Raw genomic sequence first — 19,521 nt, 5'->3', positions numbered from 1 at the left:
AGAAAAGACTATGTAAAAACTGTGATAAAAAAATTTTTTATCACTCTTAAAAACGGGTCAAACCGTTGATATATCAACATTTATAGAGGGAGGAAGTGACATGCAAATGAAAGAAAAGAAAGAAACTACTGTTGAAAGGGAAACGAGAATTCGCAAGTTATGGGAGCGAGAAAAAACGTTCCAAGTATCTGTTGAAAATCGTTCAGGTAATAAGCCCTTTGTATTTTACGAAGGACCGCCTACAGCAAATGGACTACCACACGTAGGTCATGCATTTGGTAGAACAATTAAAGATGTCGTGGCTCGTTATAAAACGATGCAAGGCTATTTAGTTGAACGTAAAGCAGGCTGGGATACACATGGTTTACCTGTAGAATTAGGAGTGGAAAAAAAGCTAGGTATTTCTGGAAAGCAAGAGATCGAGAAATATGGCGTTGAACAATTTATTCAGGAGTGTAAGGGAAGTGTCTTTACCTATGAGAAGAAGTGGCGCACCTTTACAGAGCAGCTAGGCTATTGGATTGATATGGATGATCCTTATTTAACGCTAAGTAATGAGTACATCGAGTCTGTTTGGCATATTTTAAGCCAAGTGCACAAGGAAATGCTTTTATATAAGGGGCATCGCGTTTCACCGTATTGCCCTAGCTGTCAAACATCGTTAAGCTCACATGAGGTTGCACAGGGCTATAAGGATGTCAAGGATTTATCTGTCACGGCAATGTTTAAGCACAAGGATAAAGACGAATATTTCCTTGGCTGGACAACAACGCCATGGACATTGCCTGCCAATGTTGCTTTGGCGATGAATCCAAAGCTTAAGTATGTACGAGTGAAGCAACATAAAAAAGTATATATTCTGGCAAAATCACTTGTAGAAAAGGTTTTTACTGAACCCGTGGAAGTGTTAAGTGAGCATTATGGTCATGAATTTGAAGGTGTGTCCTACATCCCACCATTTTCATATGTCACAGTTGAGAAAGGGCATATTGTGGTACTAGCAGATTATGTGACAGAGCATAGTGGAACTGGCATCGTGCATATCGCACCTGCTTATGGGGAGGACGATTATAAAACCGTTCAGCAAAATGGTCTGTCATTTGTCAACGTTGTGGATGTAAAAGGTTGTTACACAGCAGAGGTTCCAGAGCTTGCTGGTAAATTTGTCAAAGATTGCGATGTCGAGATTATTAAAATGCTTGCTAAAAAGGAGCTACTGTTTGATAAGGAAAAATATGAGCACAGCTATCCTCATTGCTGGCGCTGTGATTCACCTTTGCTTTACTACGCAACAGACAGCTGGTTTATCAAAATGTCTACATTGAAAGAGAAGCTTCTAGAAAATAATGAGCAAGTAACATGGTATCCAGAGCATATTAAGCACGGTAGATTTGGTAATTTCTTAGAAAACTTAGTAGACTGGAATATTAGCCGTAATCGCTATTGGGGTACACCGCTTAATGTATGGATTTGTCAGGATTGTGGTCATGAAGAAGCACCAAATAGTATTGCTGCTTTAAAAGAATTAGTAAAAGGCACTTTACAGGACATCGAGATGCATAAGCCATATATCGACGAGGTTGTCTGTACTTGTCCGAAATGTAAAGGTGATATGGAACGCACACCTGAAGTGATTGATGTATGGTTTGATAGCGGCTCGATGCCTTTTGCGCAGCATCATTATCCTTTTGGAGATTCCGCTACTTTTAACAATCAATTTCCAGCTGATGTAGTCATCGAAGGTATCGACCAAACACGAGGATTTTTCTATAGTTTATTAGCGGTTTCGACTTTATTTACTGGGAAGGTACCTTATAAAAATGTCCTTTCCTTAGGGCATGTTTTAGATGAGCACGGCCAGAAAATGTCGAAAAGTAAAGGAAATGCATTAGAGCCAGTTGAATTAATAGAGCAATACGGAGCGGATGCTTTACGATGGGCGTTTTTAGTCGACAGCTCCCCTTGGAACCCTAAACGCTTTTCAAAGAAAATTGTGATGGATGCAAAATCAAAACTAGTCGATACATTTGATAACACATTTAAATTTTATCAGTTATACGCTGAAATCGACGGCTTTGAGTACGATGCGAACAATACAGGCACACGCACAAAATTAGATCACTGGATATTATCTCGTTTACATCATACAATCCAGCTCGTGACTAAATTTATGAACGATTATCAATTCACACAGGCAACACGTGAAATCGGCAAGCTTGTGGAAGAGCTAAGTAATTGGTATATCCGACGCTCACGTGCAAGATTTTGGGCTAATGGGCTGTCAGAGGATAAACGAGGAGCCTATAGTACGCTGTATGAGCTACTAACAGCAATTTGTCAATTGTTAGCACCATTCACACCATTTATTGCGGAGGACTTATATCGACAATTATGTGGAACAAGTGTACATGTACAAGATTACCCAAAATACAATGAAGCGCTCGTTAATGCAACCCTCGAAAAAGAAATGCAACATATTTTAACAATCGTGGAGCTAGGTCGCAGCGTACGTAATAGTCAAGGAATGAAGGTAAAGCAGCCATTAAGCGAAATCATTGTCTCTGTTGTTGGGGAACAAATTGACTATCAACCATATAGCGAACTCGTGAAAGACGAATTAAATATGAAAGAATGCCTTTGGACAAATGATTTCTCAGCATATGAAACTGTTCATTTTAAGCTGAACTTTAAAACAGCAGGTGCAGCATTTGGACCAAAAGTGAATAAAGTAAAAGATTACGTAGTGAATTTAAAAGATGAAGAGAAACATAAATTACAGCAAACAGGTACTGTAACATTTACAATTGACGGGGAACAGGTAACGCTGTTAAAAGAACATGTGTTAACGGAATCAGTGGTAAAAGATCAATATATTTTAGCCGAAGATGCCTCATGTCGAATTCTTATGGATGTTCAGCTCACAGCAAGCTTACTGGAAGAAGGCCAAATAAGGGAATTAATTCGCACGATCCAAGATACACGTAAAAAATGGAAACTACCTGTGGAGCAGTATGTATCGATTTCGATTGCTGGAAGTACTAACGCAACAACTATCATTCAACAGCACGAAGCGTTATTAAAAGCAAACGTATTGTTAGATGATATTGATTATGTAAGTGACGATCATGGTGAAAGATATATAGAGACAGAAGTATTTGATGAAAAAATCACCGTTTATTTTAAAAATCTTTAGCGCTAAGTAGTTTAAAGGGATACTCAGGTCGACAGAAGAATTGCTCAGGTACACCTAGAAAATGCTCAGGTCGACAAAAGAATTGATCAGGTAAACCTAGCAAGCGCTCGGGTCGACAGAAAAATTGATCAGGTAAACCTAAAAAATGCTCAGGTCGACAGAAGAATTGCTCAGGTAAACCTAGAAAATGCTCGGGTCGACAGAAGAATTGCTCAGGTAAACCCAGCAAATGCTCAGGTCAACCAAGAAAATGCTCAGGTCGACAAAAGAATTGCTCAGGTAAACTCAGCAAACGCTCGGGTCGACAGAAAAATTGCTCAGGTACACCTAACAAGCGCTCAGGTCGACAGAAGAATTGATCAGGTAAACTCAACAATCGCTCAGGTCGACAAAAGAATTGCTCAGGTAAACCCAGAGCAAATGCTCAGGTCGACAAAAGAATTGATCAGGTAAACCCAGCAAACGCTCAGGTCGATAGAAGAATTGCTCAGGTACACCTAAAAAACGCTCAGGTACCTAAAAAACTTAGGTATTCTGAGTGTTTTTATGTAAACTATTAAAGTAAACTATTAAGAAGATAGAGAGCGGTAGCCCAAATAAAGACAGCAGAACATTTATTAAAGATGTTCATAAGCTTTCCAGAGCTATCGAGTTTCTTAAAAGAGGCTCCAGTAACGGTAAGTCCAATAAACCAAAGCCAAGAAATTAATACACATGCAGCAGTGAACAGTATTTGCTCAGTGCCGCTATATTTTAAAGCACTCGTCCCAATCACACCGATTGTATCTAAAATGGCGTGTGGATTTAAGAGCGAGACTGAGAGCGCGAATAAAATTTGTTTTTTCACAGGTAGTGCTTCGCTATTCTCGGCCGTGGCCGGATTGGAGCGCCAAATTGTGTAGCCCATATAAAGTAAGAAAAGTATTCCAACAGTCATTAAGGCTACTCGTAGCCACTCAAACTGCAATACAATAATAGACAAACCGAATACTGCAAGCAGAATAAGAAGCGTATCACAAATTGCGGCGGTGATGCTCGCAGGTAAGGCCCGTACTAGATGTGGCTGTGTAGCACCCTGTGAAAAAACAAAGACATTTTGTACGCCTAATGGCAAAATAAGCCCAAATGCTAAAATCATCCCATGAAAAAATGCTTCCAACGAAATTCCCTCTCCTTTCATTAAACATTCTAGTTATGTTATAACTAAAAGAAAACGACCAATTGGATGGTTTTTTAGCCACCCAATTTTAACTTCTTTCAGCGGGTATCCAAACACCCGCTGAAATAGAGGAACTTAGGCTAAGAACTTCACTTCCTATGAAAACGCCTGAGTGACCAACATCACGTTGGCTCAAAGCCTCCGGTGGATGTCACGGAATCGGAAAGGAGTTAATAAAGGGTGTTAGTCTAAAATCATCGCATCCATGCAATAACGGCTAATTACCTGCATCGGTAAAAAACGCCACGTCCTGTGGCTTTACCGAAATGACCGACATCGTGTCAGTCCTCGTGTTGTTGCTGTCGCTACGCTTTCGCACAGACAAAACCATGTTGCTGTCGCTACGCTTTCGCACAGAAAATATCTGCAGGCCCAAGCAAAGGCCAATTCCGGACGAAGGCATAATTGATATGATTGAGGTGGTATGAATGAACTGGCAGCCAATTAGACAAGGAGAAATAACATTACAGCAACAAATAATCCAGTGGATTACTGATCATATAGAGCGAGGAGATTGGGTGGCAGGAACAAAGCTACCGACACAAAGACAGCTAGCAATGCAGTTTGGAGTTAATCGCAGTACTGTGCAACAGGCATTAGAGGAGTTAAAGGCAGCTGGAATACTAGAAACAAAGGTTGGTTCAGGTATCTATGTAGCTAATAATTCCTGGCATTCATTAATTAGACAAACACAGCCAAATTGGCAAACGTATATAGATACTAGCCTGCACAAGCCCAATTATCATACCATTCAATTAATCAATGAATATGAGCAGCGTGATGATGTCATTCGATTGGGAACTGGAGAGCTCGCACCGAGTTTACTACCAACTGCTGACATCGAAGCATCATTGAAGGAGCTCTCTTTACAGCCAAAAGCTTTAGGTTATTCATCACCCCAAGGTAACGACAGACTGCGGGCTGCAATTTGCGAGTATGTGAAAAAAAGAGGGATCCATGCAATGCCGCAAAATGTTTGTATTGTATCTGGTGCGCTTCAAGCTTTACAGCTGATTGCTGTTGGACTGCTTGAGCAGGGGTCTATCGTCTTTCAGGAACAAACGTCTTATTTAAATTCTGTTCATCCTTTTCAGTCTGTAGGTATGCAAATGATGGCCATCCATCGCGATGAACAGCTTGTACGAACATTAGCTCAACAGAAAAGAAAAAGACAGGCTGTGTTTTATGCTGTTCCAACGTTAAACAATCCTACAGGAGGGGTGTGGACGTCGCATGAAAAAAGGCAACTTTATGAAGCGTGTAAAGCGTCTCGCATTCCTATTATTGAAGATGACGTTTATCATGAATTGCTCTTTGAAGCGGCAACGCCTCCAATAAAATCAATGGATGATAGTGGGCAAGTCCTTTATATTGGAAGTGTCTCGAAAACCTTAAGCCCTGGCCTTCGTATAGGCTGGTTAGTAGGTCCAACAACAGTAATTGAACGATTAGCAGATATAAAAATGCAAACAGATTACGGTTCAAGTACCATCTCTCAGGAAATTGTGCTACACTGGCTGCAAACTGGAAAGTATGAAAAGTATATCGAAAGCTTACGTCAAAAATTACAGCAAAGAGCAGATTATGTAGAAACTATTTTACAGGAAAAATTCTGTAATATGGCTGACTGGAACAAGCCAAAGGGGGGCTTTTATATTTGGCTAAAGTTTCATGAGCCCATTGTTGATAAAGAGTTATTTACCAAGCTATTGTCTCGACAAGTCCTTATTAATCCAGGCTATATTTACGATCCACAGGATTCCCATCATATTCGCCTTTCGTATGCCTATGCAACCTATGAAGAATTGCAGAGAGGCTTAGAAATATTACATGAACGAGTTGTAGAAAAAGTTGTAAAACGAAATAAATAATAATAATACTAAAGAATCCTTATTAGAATTAAAAACTCCATTTTGAGAAGAAGATTGATCAAAATGGAGTATATTTTTTCAGTAAAACCTCTGTTATATGCTTTCAGGTAAATAATGTTTATACATTTCTAATGTATCAGTATGTTCCTTTAATACAGCAATAGTTTTGTGGTTCGGCTTTACAAAGATAATAGGATAATCCTTTTCATCAAAATCCTTGTTAATTGAAAAAGCTAATTTTTCTTCATCTAATGAAAATTGAGCATTAACACCCGTTTTGTTTCCACGAGCATCTAAACGTACCCATTTGTTAAGAGATTTAAAATAAACAGCATTCAAAGCGTGAATCGAATATCCTTTTTCAGGAGTATCAAATAACATTAATCGTTGATAACAGAAACCTGTTGGAATGCCTTGCGAACGTAATAGCGCTGCTAAAAGATTTGATTTTGCATAGCATATACCTTGTTTATACTGCATTACATCTGATGCACGACAAGTAACTTTTTCGCTTTGAATATCCCAAGAATGTGATATTTCATCACGAACAAATTCAAAAGCAATCTTTGCTTTTTCAACTTCTGTTTGAGTTGAGTTAAATAGCTCCTCAACTTTTTCTTTAATAATTGTGTTAGAGTAATCAACTACATCTAATTCAAGTAAATAATCTTCTAGATTTTCAGATTCAAATATAAACTCCATAAATAACCACCTTTTTGTATTTTTATTTGATATTAAGTATTATTATACACCGAAATATGATGGTCAAATATAGAATTTTTAAATTAACCTGACTTATAAACGAAGATAAACCTCCAGACGCAATATTACGCCAAGGAGAAATTGATCATTCCTAAAGTGTAGCGAGGATATTTGTTTCAGATTCTGTTTAGAGCCATGTGATAAGCTAACGATGTCATGAAACAATGAAAAATGATCAGGTACTCAAACAAATTTGAGCCTGATCATTTTTTGACTTAATGATTATTCACGATATTAGTGAGCAACTTGTCCACCATAAACATAACCGTTACAGAAGCTTGCGGCGTCTGAAGATAAGAATACAACAACTTCAGCGATTTCTTCTGGTTTAGCAGAGCGACGCATTGGAACGTTAGAAACAACTTCATTCCATACTTCGGGATTATCTTTCCACATTTGAGTCATTGGTGTTTCTGATAACCCTGGTGCTACAGCATTTACTCGGATACCGTCTTGAGCATGGTCAATTGCAGCTGCTTTTGTTAAACCAGTGACTGCATGTTTTGCTGTAAGTATGGCGCCATATTTGGATCAGCAATTAAACCAGCTACTGATGCTGTATTTACAATTGTACCGCCACCGTTAGCAAGCATGTATTCAAGTTCATGTTTCACAGCGAAAAATACACCTTTAACGTCGACTGCCATCACTTTATCAAATGCTTCTTCTTCAATATCAACGAATTTTGCTGGTTTATTTAAAACGCCTGCATTATTGAATGCGTGATGTAACCCACCGAACTTTTCTACTGTTTGTTGAACAAATGATTTCAATTGCGCAGAGCTTGTTACATCTGTTTTAAAAAATGCAGCTTCTCCGCCATCTTGTTGAATCAGCGCAACTGTTTCTTGTGCACGTTCATCAACATCACCAATAGCTACTTTCGCTCCACGACGTGCAAAAGCAAGCGCTGTCGCACGACCAATACCAGTAGCTGCTCCAGTTATTAAGACAACTCGACCTTCGAAATCTTTAAAATTCATATTTCTTCCTCCCCATATTTTATGAATCCATAACTACATGCGTAGTATAACTTTCATTAAAAAAACGTATTCAATATTTTTGTATGATTTAGCCTTATTCCTGTATTAAGCAAGAGAAGATGAAGAATAATGCACTAACACAATTAGAATAACGGTAGCACGCTTGGAGCATATGTCAAAAGCTACATTGGAATTACATAGCGCATTTAGAAGAGGATATTGGGGTACCACTCTTTGATCGAAAAGGGCAATTTATTCGTTAAATGAAATATGGACGCATTTTTTATTTTGTCAGAAACAATTTTGGCACAACAGAAATCAAATATTCGAAATGCCGGTTTTACCCCGCATATTGCCTTTGAAGGTGAAGATTTATCAATCATTTTACAAGTGGTGAATGAAGGGAAAGGCACCTCTTTTATTTTTTAAAAGTTCATTTTTAGATCAGTATTTAGACAATGTAAAAATTTTAGATCCTGATTGTTTTCAAACGGTAGGAATTGCTTGAAATAAAGAGAGAAGAAGTTCATTTGTTGTAAATAGTTTTCGTGATTATGCTATCTCATTTTTGAAAGATAGAGTAAACTAACTGAAATGGAAAAAGCGGACGACTTCTGCTTTTTAAAACTAGCAAAATCATTTCTCGGCATAGAAAAAAATTTGACGAAAAAATAAGCATAGTGTTAATATTGTCCTGAATTAAAGATAAATGAATTCAAACTTTTGATTACTTCAATGACAAATCTCAATTTAAAGTATAAATAAGCAAATGTAGTTCATTTGTTTTATGATATAAAATACAAGAAGAAGGTAGCTATGAAAAGGCTACCTTCTATTATTATCGATAACCATGAGGAAAGGTTCTGAAATTGTGGTAAAAATACTTCCAGCAAAAGAAATTTATTTAAAAGGAAATGAACATGCCATTTTGCTCTTGCATTCATTTACAAGTCATACAAGAGATATGAAGAAAGTTGCAACTGTGCTACATGAAAAAGGTTATACATGTTATGCACCACTATATCGTGGACATGGTAGTATTCCAGAACAATTATTACAATACAATGTAGATGACTGGTGGGAAGATGTGGTGAATGCTCACCGATATTTGATAAATGAAGGGTACCAAAGAATCACTGTAATCGGATTATCGATTGGTGGCATCTTCACCTTGAAGCTTGCGCAATTAGAAAGGTTAGAGCAAATTATTGTACTATCTGTACCTGTTGATAAGGAGCCAGAACAATTAAAGCAAAGAATCATTGATTATGCTTACAATTATAAAAAAATAGAGGGGAAATCTGAGCTTCAAATTTCCAATGAACTCGAAATATTTAACGACATGCCGTTAGATGCTTTCATAGCATTTCAAAAATTTATAAAAGAGACTATGAAGCATCTTGATAACATAGCAATACCAATAGCTATCTTCTACGGAGAACGAGACGATGATTTGTACTCACAAAGTGCGGAAGTAATATACAATAACGTCAATTCAGATGTAAAAAGGGTTAGAGGATTTGAAAAGTCCAAACATTTAATGACATTAGGTAAAGATCAAGATGAAATAACTAGGGAAATGATAGAATTTCTAACTATGACTAATTTGTACTAATGCAAAACAGGGTTTTTTCTATGTTCAATTAGATCAAACCCCATAATACTTCCAGTAATAAAATATTTCTATTTGATCTGTAACTGCGGAATAAGTGATTATTATAATCAAAACAATGTAGGAGATTTTATTGACTACCAATAAAAATCATGATACTATTATCTTGAATTAGAGATATTTGAATATTATATATTTTCTGCTAAACATCTCGAATTAAAGATAAATTCGAAACAAGAATGATTTTGAAGTTTTGACAAGCCCTATATGAAATTAATAATGCCAAGTACAACATACTGCATAAATATTGATTGAAGGATATACTCAGCATTTATGGATAGGAGCTATTTGATATGTGAGATCAGCATCTGAAGCTGTTTTTCAAGCAGTAGAAGAACAATTACAAGGTCAGGTTGTAGTCGTTGAACAAGACGGTTCCAAGGAAAAGCCAGGAAGAGGCAGTGTTAATCATTTAGCTATACGTGTGAAAAATAAGGAAGAGCTTGAACAATGGGAACAAAAAATTAAAGATTTTGGTTATAGTATCATAAAAAAAGCAGACCTCTATTATTTTTCAAGTATTTATATGAAAGAATCACACGGTATTATTTTTGAACTAGCCATAGATGGACCAGGCTTTGTTGTTGATACATCCGTTGAAGACTTAGGGAAACAATTAGATTTACCTCCTTTTTTAGAGGGACGTCGTAGTGAGATTGAACAAAAATTAACACCTATTGACTAAGAACAATGTAATATTATTCGATCATGACGCAGCTACTAGGTTTGCAATGTGATGGATGGTAAAACAAAAATAATATAGATGATTTTTATCTATTTTTAATTACGGGGATAATGTAAAAGTTTTAGTGCGGAAAACTGATCAGGCTTTGTATGGAAGAAGCGTGAAATAGTTATGCGCTATTTGATGGATTATAGTGTATTTATTTTGGGTAATAAGAAGAAAAAAGAGGGGTGATGCTTGTGAGTTATCGAGAGTACAAAGGAGAAAAAATCACAGTTTATTTTGATGGAGAAGTTTGTCAACATGCGGCAGAATGTGTAAAAGGATTGCCGAAAGTTTTCAATGTAAAAGCAAGACCTTGGATTTCTCCTGATCAAGCAGATGTAAATAATGTAATAGAAGTAATCAATAGATGTCCAAGTGGTGCATTAAAATACAAAATTCAAAAGGGGAATTATTTTAATGGAAATTAAACAAGGCACTCAGTCATTTTATATTGGGAACGAAGAAAATAGTGAAGCCGAGGTTCATTTTGTTCGTGTTGGGGAAAAGCGAATCATTTTAGATCATACACATGTTGCGGAACATCTGAGAGGCAAAAATGTTGGTCAACAATTAGTAAAAGCAGCTGTTGAATATGCAAAAAAAGAAAAATTAAAAGTCATTCCATTATGTCCTTTTGCAAAAGCTGAGTTTGAAAAGAATCCTGAATATCAAGAATTAGTAGGATAGGTATGAGGTACGTTTAGTGGTTTTGAAAATTATCCATGAAAAGTAAGTAAAACATATGAAAAACTGCAGGATAGCTTACAAATATTTCATGCAAAACGGAATAAGAATAACGACATCACACTTCGATAAAGGAGTGTGATGTTTTTGGGGTTTTAAGGAAAAAGCAAATCTGATAAGTAATTAAAAAAAAGAGGTTTATGATGCTGTCAACTAAATATCTCTAATACATATATCCCGGATTTGGTGAAGGTAAGTAAAATGTTAGCAGAAAGACATAATTTCGAGCAATCCTCGTAACCAAGCTGAAAGGAAAATTGATGATGGGATTGAAGATCTGGTAATAAATAATAAAAAGTCACTCTTTTGAAAAATAATGAGTGACTGGGATATATTTCTTTATTACTCAATTGCACGAAAAAAGTATAAAGTGACCAATCATTAACTACTAATGATTAGTAAGGAAAATCTCTATCTGGTGATTGTATAATAATCCATTCCTTTAAAATCTATATGTTCTTTTGGCGGGCTTATTATGGAGTATTGTTTAGTCATCCCAATTTTCTCTAAAATTCTTACTGAAGGAACATTTTGAGGGAATACGGTTGTTACAATTTCATCTAATCTTAAGGTAAAAAAACCAAAATTTACTAATGCTTTTGCCGCTTCAGTCGTAAGCCCTCTTCCTCTGAAATCTATATTGAGACCATAATAAATTTCGATTTTTGTAGAATCTAAATCATAGGGACCAAGACCACAAAAACCGATAAAGCAATTTGATTCTTTTAAAATGATACCAAGATTTAATTTGTAGATTTTCTCTAGGGTATTTTTGTTATTGCAATCCATAGACCATTGTATTATTTCCTCTACTTCTTTTATGGTAGGTGGAGTTTCAGGAATATAGTCATAAAAATTTGGTTCTGATATTGTGTTAAACAAATCTTTAGTGTCTTCCAATTGATAAGGTCTTATTATGAGTCTTTCGGTTTCAATTAGTAAATTCTTAAAAGTAGTGTGATTTTCGATTTCGCTTTCCATCCTTCAATTCTCCTTTATTGTAATGAAATACAGAATTAGATGCATTCTTAAAGTAACTGTCTTTTGGTAGTGTTGTCAAATTGTTACTTTTAAAGAAATGATAATTCCCGAAAGTTAATGCCCTAAAAAGCAAAAGAATAATTCAAGTAAAGAATAAATACATTTTAAATAACGATTTCTTTATGAAGAGGTGAATAATTGGAGAACATGCCAGAAGGCTATTATTATGTTCCACAGCCAATTCGCAATGATGGTGCGGGAGGGGTGGATAAAGGGCCGAGAGATATAATGAGGGATCTAGAAAATCCTGACATGCTAGTCCCTCCAAAAACAGATGCTGGACTTATACCAAATCTAAAATTCTCTTTTTCTGATGCGCATATGACCTTAAGTAAGGGTGGCTGGTCTCGAGAAATTACTGTGCGGGATCTGCCAATTGCTAAGACATTGGCAGGCGTTAATATGAGTTTGACACCTGGTGGCGTTCGTGAGCTTCATTGGCATCAACAAGCAGAATGGTCATATATGCTTCTAGGTCATGCTCGTATCACAGCAGTCGATCAAAATGGGAGTAATTTTATAGCTGATGTCGGACCGGGGGATTTATGGTATTTCCCACCTGGAATACCCCATTCCATACAGGGGCTTGAAGATGGCTGTGAATTTCTACTAGTGTTTGACGATGGGAATTTCTCTGATCTTAATACTTTTTCAATATCTGATTGGTTTGCGCACACGCCTAAAGATGTGCTGTCAGCCAATTTTGGCGTTCCTATTAGCGCTTTTAAACATATCCCAAAAGAACAAGTATATATTTATCAAGATAAGGTTCCGGGTTCTATCGACACACAAAAGGTACAATCTCCTTATGGTAAAGTTCCTCAAAGTTTCAAACATCGTCTGCTTGCACAAACCCCTATCAAAACACCTGGTGGTAGTGTCCGAATTGTGGATTCCTCAAACTTTCCTATTTCCAAAACTATCGCAGCAGCACTTGTAGAGATTGAGCCTGGTGCAATGCGAGAATTACATTGGCACCCTAATAATGACGAATGGCAATATTACTTACAAGGAAAGGGGCGTATGACCGTGTTTGCTGCTAATGGTGCGGCAAGAACATTCGATTACCGTGCAGGAGATGTCGGATATGTGCCATTTGCCAACGGTCACTATATTGAGAATACAGGTACAGAGACATTATGGTTTCTCGAAATATTTAAAAGCAGTCGTTTCCAGGATGTGTCGTTAAATCAATGGATGGCGTTGACCCCGTCTGAGCTCGTGCAAAGCAATTTACATGTTGGCCCTGAGCTTCTCCAGGTTTTAAGGAAGGAAAAGTGGCCGGTCGTAAAATATCCTGGATTTTCGTATTATCCAAAATGAAACAAGCAGGTGAAGAGAGACAAATTTTCTTTTCACCTGCTTGTTCTTTAATATTGATATTTATTTCTAGTAGCTAGCAAAATAGCGATTGCTGGGACAGTACAAATAAGCATAGCTCCAAAGGATAATCCAGGCGAAATTTCGTATAAATGGCCGCCTAAAAATGTAAGAATAGCTGTACTTAATCCCATTGCTAAGGCCGAATATAGACCTTGTGCATTCGGAATTTGTTCTTTCGGTAATGTTTTGGTTAAATAGCCAATAAAGGCAAAGTGCGCAAGGGCAAATGACAATGCATGCAAGGTTTGAGACCCAATAAATACCCAGACATTAGGGAACAGATAAATAAGTAACCAGCGTAATGAAGAACCACTTGCTGCTAAAAGTAATAAAGAGGACGAGCGCCATTTTTTAAATAGCGTGTCTGCCTTCATAAAGTATAAAATTTCACAAATAACAGCTATGTTTATAATCATCCCCATATAGAATGGATCGACCTGTAAATCACCTAAGTATATATAGCCGTAGTTGTAGTACGAGGCATGTGCACCTTGCAGTAGAATAACGATTAATAACACAATAGGAAAGCCTTTAATATTCCATAATGTTTTCATCGACAACGATTTTGTACGTTGTTCTTTAGTCGGTACCACAAGCAATTCCTTTGGTGTCGCTAATTGCTGCATCAATAGCATCCCGATAAGGCCGATGATCATACTCCAAAAGATAACTTCCTTGCCAAATACACCTGTTAGCATACTAATAATTAACACCGCAATGACAAATCCGAAAGAACCATAGGAACGGCTTTTACCATAGTGAACATTTCCATGCTGTACTAGTATTGCGGCACTACTTTCAACGGCAGGTAAAAGAGCAGGGTAAAAAATGCTAAATAAAATAGTAACGATTAAAAGCATGCTGAAGCTTGTGCTTGGTAAGTAAAGTAATGTTGTTATAAGTGCGCCTATTGCTAGGATTGTAATGAGTCGTTTATTGTGTACATATTTTGCAAGAGTCGGGAAGAAAAATAGATTTGACGTGGCACGAGCTAAAAGACCACAGCCCATCACAACACTTGCCTGTGAGACAGTAAGCTGCTTGACATCTATGAGCCAACCAGTCCAGTAAGGTAAAAAGATGCCCCATGTAATAAAAAATGCAAAGAAATTCTGAGAAAGCCATCGTTGATTGTTCATAAGATTTCCGTACCTCCATTAACTATGTTGAATAATAGCACGTTCATCGCTACAATAATGTGAGATATCTCATATTTTTTCGAAGGAGAGCGTAAAAAAATGCAAATACTGACAGCTGAAGCACGTACTTACTATCTAGAAAAATATTCTATGGATGATTTTTTCTCCTTTGATATTTATCCATTTCTTGAAGTATGTAAATTTGAAAAAGGCGAGTGGATTTTTAAGGAAGGCTCATTTCCGGATACGCTGTATTACATGATTGAAGGAAAAGCGAAATTATATATGACACATAAAAATGGTAAAGTATCTCTTATCGAGTACCTAGAGGCACCTCTTTTTATGGGCGAAATTGAATTGTTGAATGAGGCGAGATATACAAAGGGAATTCAAACGGTGACAGAAACAATTTGTTACTCGATCACCCAGGCATGTAAAGAAAAGCTACTCGCAGATGCGCTCTTTTTACGTAGACTCTGTGTATTTTTAGGGGAAAAGGCGACAAATATGACGTCTAAATATACACAAAATCAAGCATATCCTCTTGAAAATCGACTAGCTGCCTTTATCCAATTATCATCTGATCAAGGAATTTATAAGGAAAAGCATACAGAAATCTGTGAATATTTAGGGGTATCCTATCGGCATTTATTATATGTACTTGCCCAATTATGCGAAGATAAAATACTCGAAAAGCGAAAAAGTGGCTACCACATTATCGATGAGCAACGTCTCCATCAATTGGCGCAGGAGATACAGTAAATAGAATTCGGAATGACGGATAGAACCGTCGGAGAGACGGATAGAATCGTCAAAGTGAAGGAAAGAGCCAAGGAAATGATGGATAGAAATCATAGTGACGGATAGAATCGTCAAAGTGAAGGAAAGAGCCAAGGAAATGATGGATAGAAATCAGAGTGACGGAAAGAATCGTCAAAGTGAAGGAAAGAGCTAAGGAAAAGGCGGATACAAATCAGAGTGACGGATAGGTCCATCAAAATGAGGGATAGAACCGCCAGAGTGAAGGAAAGAGCCAAGGAAATGATGGATAGAAATCAGAGTGACGGATAGAATCGTCGAAAAGACGGATAGGTCCATCAAAATGACGGAAAGAACCGCCAGAGTGACGGAAAGAATCATAAAGTGACGGATTTCCCAATCAAAATGATACATAGAAAAAGTCTACCTCAGAACTGGCTTATTGTATTCGCTTTTTTTAATGAGCCACCGAGCAATTTCTTGGCCACTATGGTAAAAGTCAATCTCATTGACCTTCTGTTTTTTGAAAGAGATATCCAGCGCTTCATCTATAACGTCAAAAGGTAAAATCCTTATACATAAGTATTTGTAGGGTAAAAATTTTCTATGCTTGCCTACAGACTGTATGACATCACTGTTTTTGTCATGAATTTTCGTAGATTTCTGTGTTATATGGAATGCAAGTAGTTCTCCTTGTGCCAATGTTGTGCTCGGTGAGTAACCATTACTTTTCATTCAACACGCCCCCTTTGTCGTTACATTTATTGTACAAGACACCTTATGAAAATAGTCTTCATTTACAAGATTTTTACAGAAACTTAAAGGCGAGTGATAAGAAGTAGTAATTTGTAACCGTATTCATACCAATAACATATTAAAACCATAGAAAACTGGTATAATTTCTAGAATAAAAACACTTACTCAAACTATTGTGAATTTTTTTAACACAAAGTATTATTGTAAGTAGATTTAACGTGAAAGTCTTCACATAGTCACGTTATCGCGAGGAGGAATTTTAAATGAGTGCAATTCGAGTAGGTATTGTAGGGTATGGAAATTTAGGACGCGGTGTGGAACATGCTATTTCACAAAATCCAGATATGGAGTTAGTAGCGGTATTCACACGTCGTGATCCTTCGACAGTAAACGTTGCAAGTAATGCAAAAGTATATTTAGCGGATGATGCTGAAAAATTCCAAGACGACATTGATGTAATGATTTTATGTGGTGGCTCTGCAACAGATTTACCAGAGCAAGGACCACACTTTGCTCAATGGTTTAATACAATTGATAGCTTTGATACACATGCAAAAATTCCCGAATTTTTCGATGCTGTAGATGCAGTAGCACAACAATCTGGTAAAGTATCAGTCATTTCAGTTGGTTGGGATCCAGGTTTATTCTCATTAAATCGTGTACTTGGTGAGGCTGTACTTCCAGTAGGTACAACATATACATTCTGGGGAGATGGCTTAAGTCAAGGTCACTCAGATGCTGTACGTCGAATCGAAGGTGTAAAAAATGCTGTACAATACACATTACCAATTAAAGATGCTGTAGAACGCGTTCGTAACGGGGAAAATCCTGAGCTAACAACACGTGAAAAACATGCACGTGAATGCTGGGTTGTTCTTGAGGAAGGTGCGGATGCAGCAAAAGTTGAACAAGAAATTGTGACAATGCCAAACTATTTCGATGAGTATAATACAACTGTTAACTTCATTTCTGAAGAGGAATTTAAAGCCAACCACACTGGTATGCCACACGGTGGGTTTGTCATTCGCAGTGGTGAAAGCGGCGCAAATGATAAACAAATTCTTGAATTCTCATTAAAACTTGAGAGTAATCCAAACTTCACGTCTAGTGTTCTAGTAGCCTATGCTCGTGCTGCACATCGTTTAAACCAAGCTGGAGACAAAGGGGTAAAAACAGTATTCGATATTCCGTTCGGTCTGTTATCACCTAAATCTGCTGCTGAATTACGTAAAGAACTTCTTTAATTATTATTGGAACCCCTCGATTATCAAAGTAATGATAATCGGGGTTTTTTTATAAATAATTATTTTAAAAATTAAAAATGTGCTAGGCAACACTTTGAAATAGGTATTTAGGGAATTATATTCAATTATAGACACTTAGTTTAAAAGATTCTATTTAATAATTATTATAAAATATCTAGTGAAGATATCCGATAATAGTTATAGTATAAAAATAATTCTAATATAAAAATATAAAGGGTGTCGTATTGAAATTGAGCGAAGATAAAATATTGTTGGAAAGAAATCGTCTTATTTTAAAAATTACAACCGCTGTGGTTGTCCTTGCTATTATCGTCTATACATTACATCAGAGATATAACTTTTTAGAACTACATACAATCTCAATAAATGGCTATGTAAATACATCAACCTCTTACATAGTTTCTATATTAGTATTACTTTTAATACCAATTTTTTTATGTCTAGTATCTTGGATTTTGTTTCTAAAAAATAATAGAAGTGTCCACTTACCTTTTTTACTAATGTTAACGTTGACATTTGGAAGTATTGCCATCATTGCATCTGGTAACGGATTAGTCGAGTATCATTTCTCAATCTTTATGGTACTGGCTTTTATCGGTACGTTCCAAAATGTTCGTTTAGTTTTAGTGAGCACAATCCTATTTGCCATTCAGCATTTGGCTGGTTATTTTTTATTCCCAGAGCTAATTTGTGGAACAAATTCTTATTTGTTTTCATTGCTGATGATTCATGCAGTATTTTTAATTTTAACTAGTGCAGCAACGATTATTATTATTCAGAAAACACAAAAGAATGAACATTATTTGCGTATGCAGCAGGAGGCATCTGCTGCAGAATTGCAAAACTTATTTAAGGAATTGCAGCATGTCGGTTTTGTTGTAAATGAGCACTCGAATGCGCTAGCAAAGGACTCCAAGTTGATGACGACAGCAAGTCAAGATATTACTGCTGCTATCCGCGGTAATGAGGATGATTTAAAACTGAAGGCCTCCGAGTTGCAAGAAGGGGTTATTAAAAACGAGGAGCTTCTAGCTAAATTTGGCCATATTCAAGAAAGTGCCAACCAAGTTGCGACAAGGGCAAAGCATAGTCTACAGCAAGCGTCGGCAGGTGAAAAATCGGTCTATGAAGTTTCAACACAGATGAAAGTCATAACAGAATCTATTGAGTCGATTAATGATTTAGTTGTACAGTTAGCAAATCAATCGAATCTAATTAATCAATCCTTACATGAAATTGAGGTAATTTCAGAGCAAACACAGCTTCTTGCTTTAAATGCATCCATTGAAGCGGCTCGTGCAGGTGAACATGGTAAGGGATTTGCTGTTGTAGCAGGTGAAATAAGAAAACTAGCCACACATTCACAAACATCAACTACGGAGATTCAAAGTGTGTTACAAAACATTGATTCACAGGTACAACAAATTGCTGAGAATATGGCGTCTGGATTGGACGAAATTCATAAAGGAAATGCTACAATCATAAGCAATGCAGATTTATTTCATGTCATTTTAAGTTCTATGCAAGAGGTGGAGGATGAAATAGAACTGATTTCAGATGCCACACACCTCGTTGCTAGTCATGCAAGCGATACAAATAGTATCTTTAAGAGCGTTTTAAAATCCAATCGGGCATCTTTAGAGGGTGTATCCGTTATTGCTAATGCTGCACAAGATCAACACTTGTCAACGCAATCATTAAATCAAGTCATGAATGAACTACAATTAATGGCAGATGAATTAAATTTACTGATGCGCAAGATTAATGGACAACAAAAAAATGAAATGTGATAGGTAATAGCGAGTTTTAAAAAGAAGTATCCTAGCGTGCCAATAAAGTCCTGATATGATCACTTTGTTGGCACTATTTGTAGAAAAATACGTAATCTTCATGCTGTCCTGATTATCATTTGATAATCAGGCTTTTCAATTTAAAGTAAATCCTTCTCCTTCTACATTCTCTTTAATGGGTTGAATTCTGTTAAATGACATATAGTATATGGTA

The 19,521-nt window shown here is 36.7% G+C and carries 16 protein-coding genes and 1 pseudogene; 11 read left to right on the top strand and 6 right to left on the bottom strand.

Going from position 1 to position 19,521, the window contains the following annotated elements; all coding sequences use genetic code 11:
• The first annotated feature begins 100 nt into the window (after nucleotides 1-100).
• Nucleotides 101-3,193 (top strand): isoleucine--tRNA ligase, encoded by a 3,093-nt coding sequence (gene ileS / locus ACIQXF_RS16335; protein ID WP_402784622.1) that lies wholly within the window; start codon nucleotides 101-103, stop codon nucleotides 3,191-3,193.
• A 556-nt stretch (nucleotides 3,194-3,749) separates the two neighbouring features.
• On the opposite strand, the gene ACIQXF_RS16330 is transcribed toward ileS, so the two are convergent.
• A complete protein-coding gene (locus ACIQXF_RS16330) occupies nucleotides 3,750-4,352 on the bottom strand; it encodes a LysE/ArgO family amino acid transporter (RefSeq protein WP_402784632.1) in 603 nt (200 codons plus the stop codon).
• A gap of 488 nt (nucleotides 4,353-4,840) precedes the next feature.
• On the opposite strand from ACIQXF_RS16330, the gene ACIQXF_RS16325 reads away from it, so the two are divergent.
• On the top strand, nucleotides 4,841-6,283 hold the full coding sequence (locus ACIQXF_RS16325; protein WP_402784619.1) for an aminotransferase-like domain-containing protein: 1,443 nt from the start codon (nucleotides 4,841-4,843) through the stop codon (nucleotides 6,281-6,283).
• Between the two features lie 93 nt (nucleotides 6,284-6,376).
• Here ACIQXF_RS16325 and ACIQXF_RS16320 read toward each other — a convergent pair whose 3' ends face one another.
• Both ACIQXF_RS16320 and ACIQXF_RS16315 read right to left on the bottom strand, forming a co-directional pair.
• A complete protein-coding gene (locus ACIQXF_RS16320; RefSeq protein ID WP_402784616.1) occupies nucleotides 6,377-6,985 on the bottom strand; it encodes a transglutaminase-like domain-containing protein in 609 nt (202 codons plus the stop codon).
• 294 nt (nucleotides 6,986-7,279) lie between these two features.
• A pseudogene (locus ACIQXF_RS16315) lies at nucleotides 7,280-8,028 on the bottom strand (SDR family NAD(P)-dependent oxidoreductase).
• A 288-nt stretch (nucleotides 8,029-8,316) separates the two neighbouring features.
• Here ACIQXF_RS16315 and ACIQXF_RS16310 point away from each other — a divergent pair.
• From ACIQXF_RS16310 to ACIQXF_RS16290, 5 genes are all read left to right on the top strand, one after another.
• Complete coding sequence (locus ACIQXF_RS16310; RefSeq protein WP_402784613.1) at nucleotides 8,317-8,457, top strand: hypothetical protein; 141 nt, start codon at nucleotides 8,317-8,319, stop codon at nucleotides 8,455-8,457.
• A 421-nt stretch (nucleotides 8,458-8,878) separates the two neighbouring features.
• A complete protein-coding gene (locus tag ACIQXF_RS16305) occupies nucleotides 8,879-9,643 on the top strand; it encodes an alpha/beta hydrolase (protein ID WP_402784610.1) in 765 nt (254 codons plus the stop codon).
• Between the two features lie 352 nt (nucleotides 9,644-9,995).
• Nucleotides 9,996-10,385 (top strand): VOC family protein, encoded by a 390-nt coding sequence (locus ACIQXF_RS16300; RefSeq protein WP_402784607.1) that lies wholly within the window; start codon nucleotides 9,996-9,998, stop codon nucleotides 10,383-10,385.
• 239 nt (nucleotides 10,386-10,624) lie between these two features.
• Entirely contained in the window at nucleotides 10,625-10,858 is a 234-nt protein-coding gene (locus tag ACIQXF_RS16295) for a (4Fe-4S)-binding protein (RefSeq protein WP_402784604.1), read from the top strand.
• Nucleotides 10,848-11,117: a GNAT family N-acetyltransferase gene (locus ACIQXF_RS16290; RefSeq protein ID WP_402784601.1), complete on the top strand. Its 270-nt coding sequence runs from the start codon at nucleotides 10,848-10,850 to the stop codon at nucleotides 11,115-11,117. The genes ACIQXF_RS16295 and ACIQXF_RS16290 overlap by 11 nt, the downstream gene beginning before the upstream one ends.
• A gap of 468 nt (nucleotides 11,118-11,585) precedes the next feature.
• Here the strand turns inward: ACIQXF_RS16290 and ACIQXF_RS16285 are convergent, their stop codons facing one another.
• Nucleotides 11,586-12,155 carry a GNAT family N-acetyltransferase gene (locus ACIQXF_RS16285; protein WP_402784598.1) on the bottom strand — a complete coding sequence of 190 codons (570 nt, stop codon included), beginning with the start codon at nucleotides 12,153-12,155 and terminating at the stop codon, nucleotides 11,586-11,588.
• A 207-nt stretch (nucleotides 12,156-12,362) separates the two neighbouring features.
• Between ACIQXF_RS16285 and ACIQXF_RS16280 the strand changes: the two genes are divergently transcribed.
• Nucleotides 12,363-13,538 (top strand): oxalate decarboxylase family bicupin, encoded by a 1,176-nt coding sequence (locus ACIQXF_RS16280; protein WP_402784630.1) that lies wholly within the window; start codon nucleotides 12,363-12,365, stop codon nucleotides 13,536-13,538.
• A gap of 47 nt (nucleotides 13,539-13,585) precedes the next feature.
• On the opposite strand, the gene ACIQXF_RS16275 is transcribed toward ACIQXF_RS16280, so the two are convergent.
• Nucleotides 13,586-14,737, bottom strand: coding sequence for an MFS transporter (locus tag ACIQXF_RS16275; RefSeq protein ID WP_402784595.1), 1,152 nt, complete (start codon nucleotides 14,735-14,737; stop codon nucleotides 13,586-13,588).
• A 99-nt stretch (nucleotides 14,738-14,836) separates the two neighbouring features.
• Here ACIQXF_RS16275 and yeiL point away from each other — a divergent pair, with 99 nt between their 5' ends.
• Nucleotides 14,837-15,499, top strand: coding sequence for a transcriptional regulator YeiL (gene yeiL / locus ACIQXF_RS16270; RefSeq protein WP_402784592.1), 663 nt, complete (start codon nucleotides 14,837-14,839; stop codon nucleotides 15,497-15,499).
• Nucleotides 15,500-15,919: 420 nt separating this feature from the next.
• Here the strand turns inward: yeiL and ACIQXF_RS16265 are convergent, their stop codons facing one another.
• Entirely contained in the window at nucleotides 15,920-16,231 is a 312-nt protein-coding gene (locus ACIQXF_RS16265; RefSeq protein ID WP_402784589.1) for a hypothetical protein, read from the bottom strand.
• Nucleotides 16,232-16,515: 284 nt separating this feature from the next.
• On the opposite strand from ACIQXF_RS16265, the gene ACIQXF_RS16260 reads away from it, so the two are divergent.
• The gene (locus tag ACIQXF_RS16260) at nucleotides 16,516-17,496 is read left to right on the top strand and encodes a diaminopimelate dehydrogenase (RefSeq protein ID WP_402784586.1); all 981 of its coding nucleotides are present in this window, start codon (nucleotides 16,516-16,518) and stop codon (nucleotides 17,494-17,496) included.
• Nucleotides 17,497-17,768: 272 nt separating this feature from the next.
• Nucleotides 17,769-19,307 (top strand): methyl-accepting chemotaxis protein, encoded by a 1,539-nt coding sequence (locus ACIQXF_RS16255; RefSeq protein ID WP_402784583.1) that lies wholly within the window; start codon nucleotides 17,769-17,771, stop codon nucleotides 19,305-19,307.
• The last annotated feature ends 214 nt before the right edge of the window (nucleotides 19,308-19,521 follow it).

It is taken from the genome of Lysinibacillus sp. NPDC097231 (assembly GCF_044761885.1).
GTDB lineage: Bacteria > Bacillota > Bacilli > Bacillales_A > Planococcaceae > Lysinibacillus.
This window is presented reverse-complemented; position numbering and strand designations above follow the sequence as displayed.

Excerpts from the sequence above, each read along its gene's own strand:
- ileS (WP_402784622.1), top strand. The coding sequence starts at position 101 with ATGCAAATGAAAGAAAAGAAAGAAACTACTGTTGAAAGGGAAACGAGA.
- ACIQXF_RS16325 (WP_402784619.1), top strand. The coding sequence starts at position 4,841 with ATGAACTGGCAGCCAATTAGACAAGGAGAAATAACATTACAGCAACAA.
- ACIQXF_RS16320 (WP_402784616.1), bottom strand. The coding sequence starts at position 6,985 with ATGGAGTTTATATTTGAATCTGAAAATCTAGAAGATTATTTACTTGAA.
- ACIQXF_RS16305 (WP_402784610.1), top strand. The coding sequence starts at position 8,879 with ATGAGGAAAGGTTCTGAAATTGTGGTAAAAATACTTCCAGCAAAAGAA.
- ACIQXF_RS16290 (WP_402784601.1), top strand. The coding sequence starts at position 10,848 with ATGGAAATTAAACAAGGCACTCAGTCATTTTATATTGGGAACGAAGAA.
- ACIQXF_RS16285 (WP_402784598.1), bottom strand. The coding sequence starts at position 12,155 with ATGGAAAGCGAAATCGAAAATCACACTACTTTTAAGAATTTACTAATT.
- ACIQXF_RS16280 (WP_402784630.1), top strand. The coding sequence starts at position 12,363 with ATGCCAGAAGGCTATTATTATGTTCCACAGCCAATTCGCAATGATGGT.
- ACIQXF_RS16275 (WP_402784595.1), bottom strand. The coding sequence starts at position 14,737 with ATGAACAATCAACGATGGCTTTCTCAGAATTTCTTTGCATTTTTTATT.
- yeiL (WP_402784592.1), top strand. The coding sequence starts at position 14,837 with ATGCAAATACTGACAGCTGAAGCACGTACTTACTATCTAGAAAAATAT.
- ACIQXF_RS16265 (WP_402784589.1), bottom strand. The coding sequence starts at position 16,231 with ATGAAAAGTAATGGTTACTCACCGAGCACAACATTGGCACAAGGAGAA.
- ACIQXF_RS16260 (WP_402784586.1), top strand. The coding sequence starts at position 16,516 with ATGAGTGCAATTCGAGTAGGTATTGTAGGGTATGGAAATTTAGGACGC.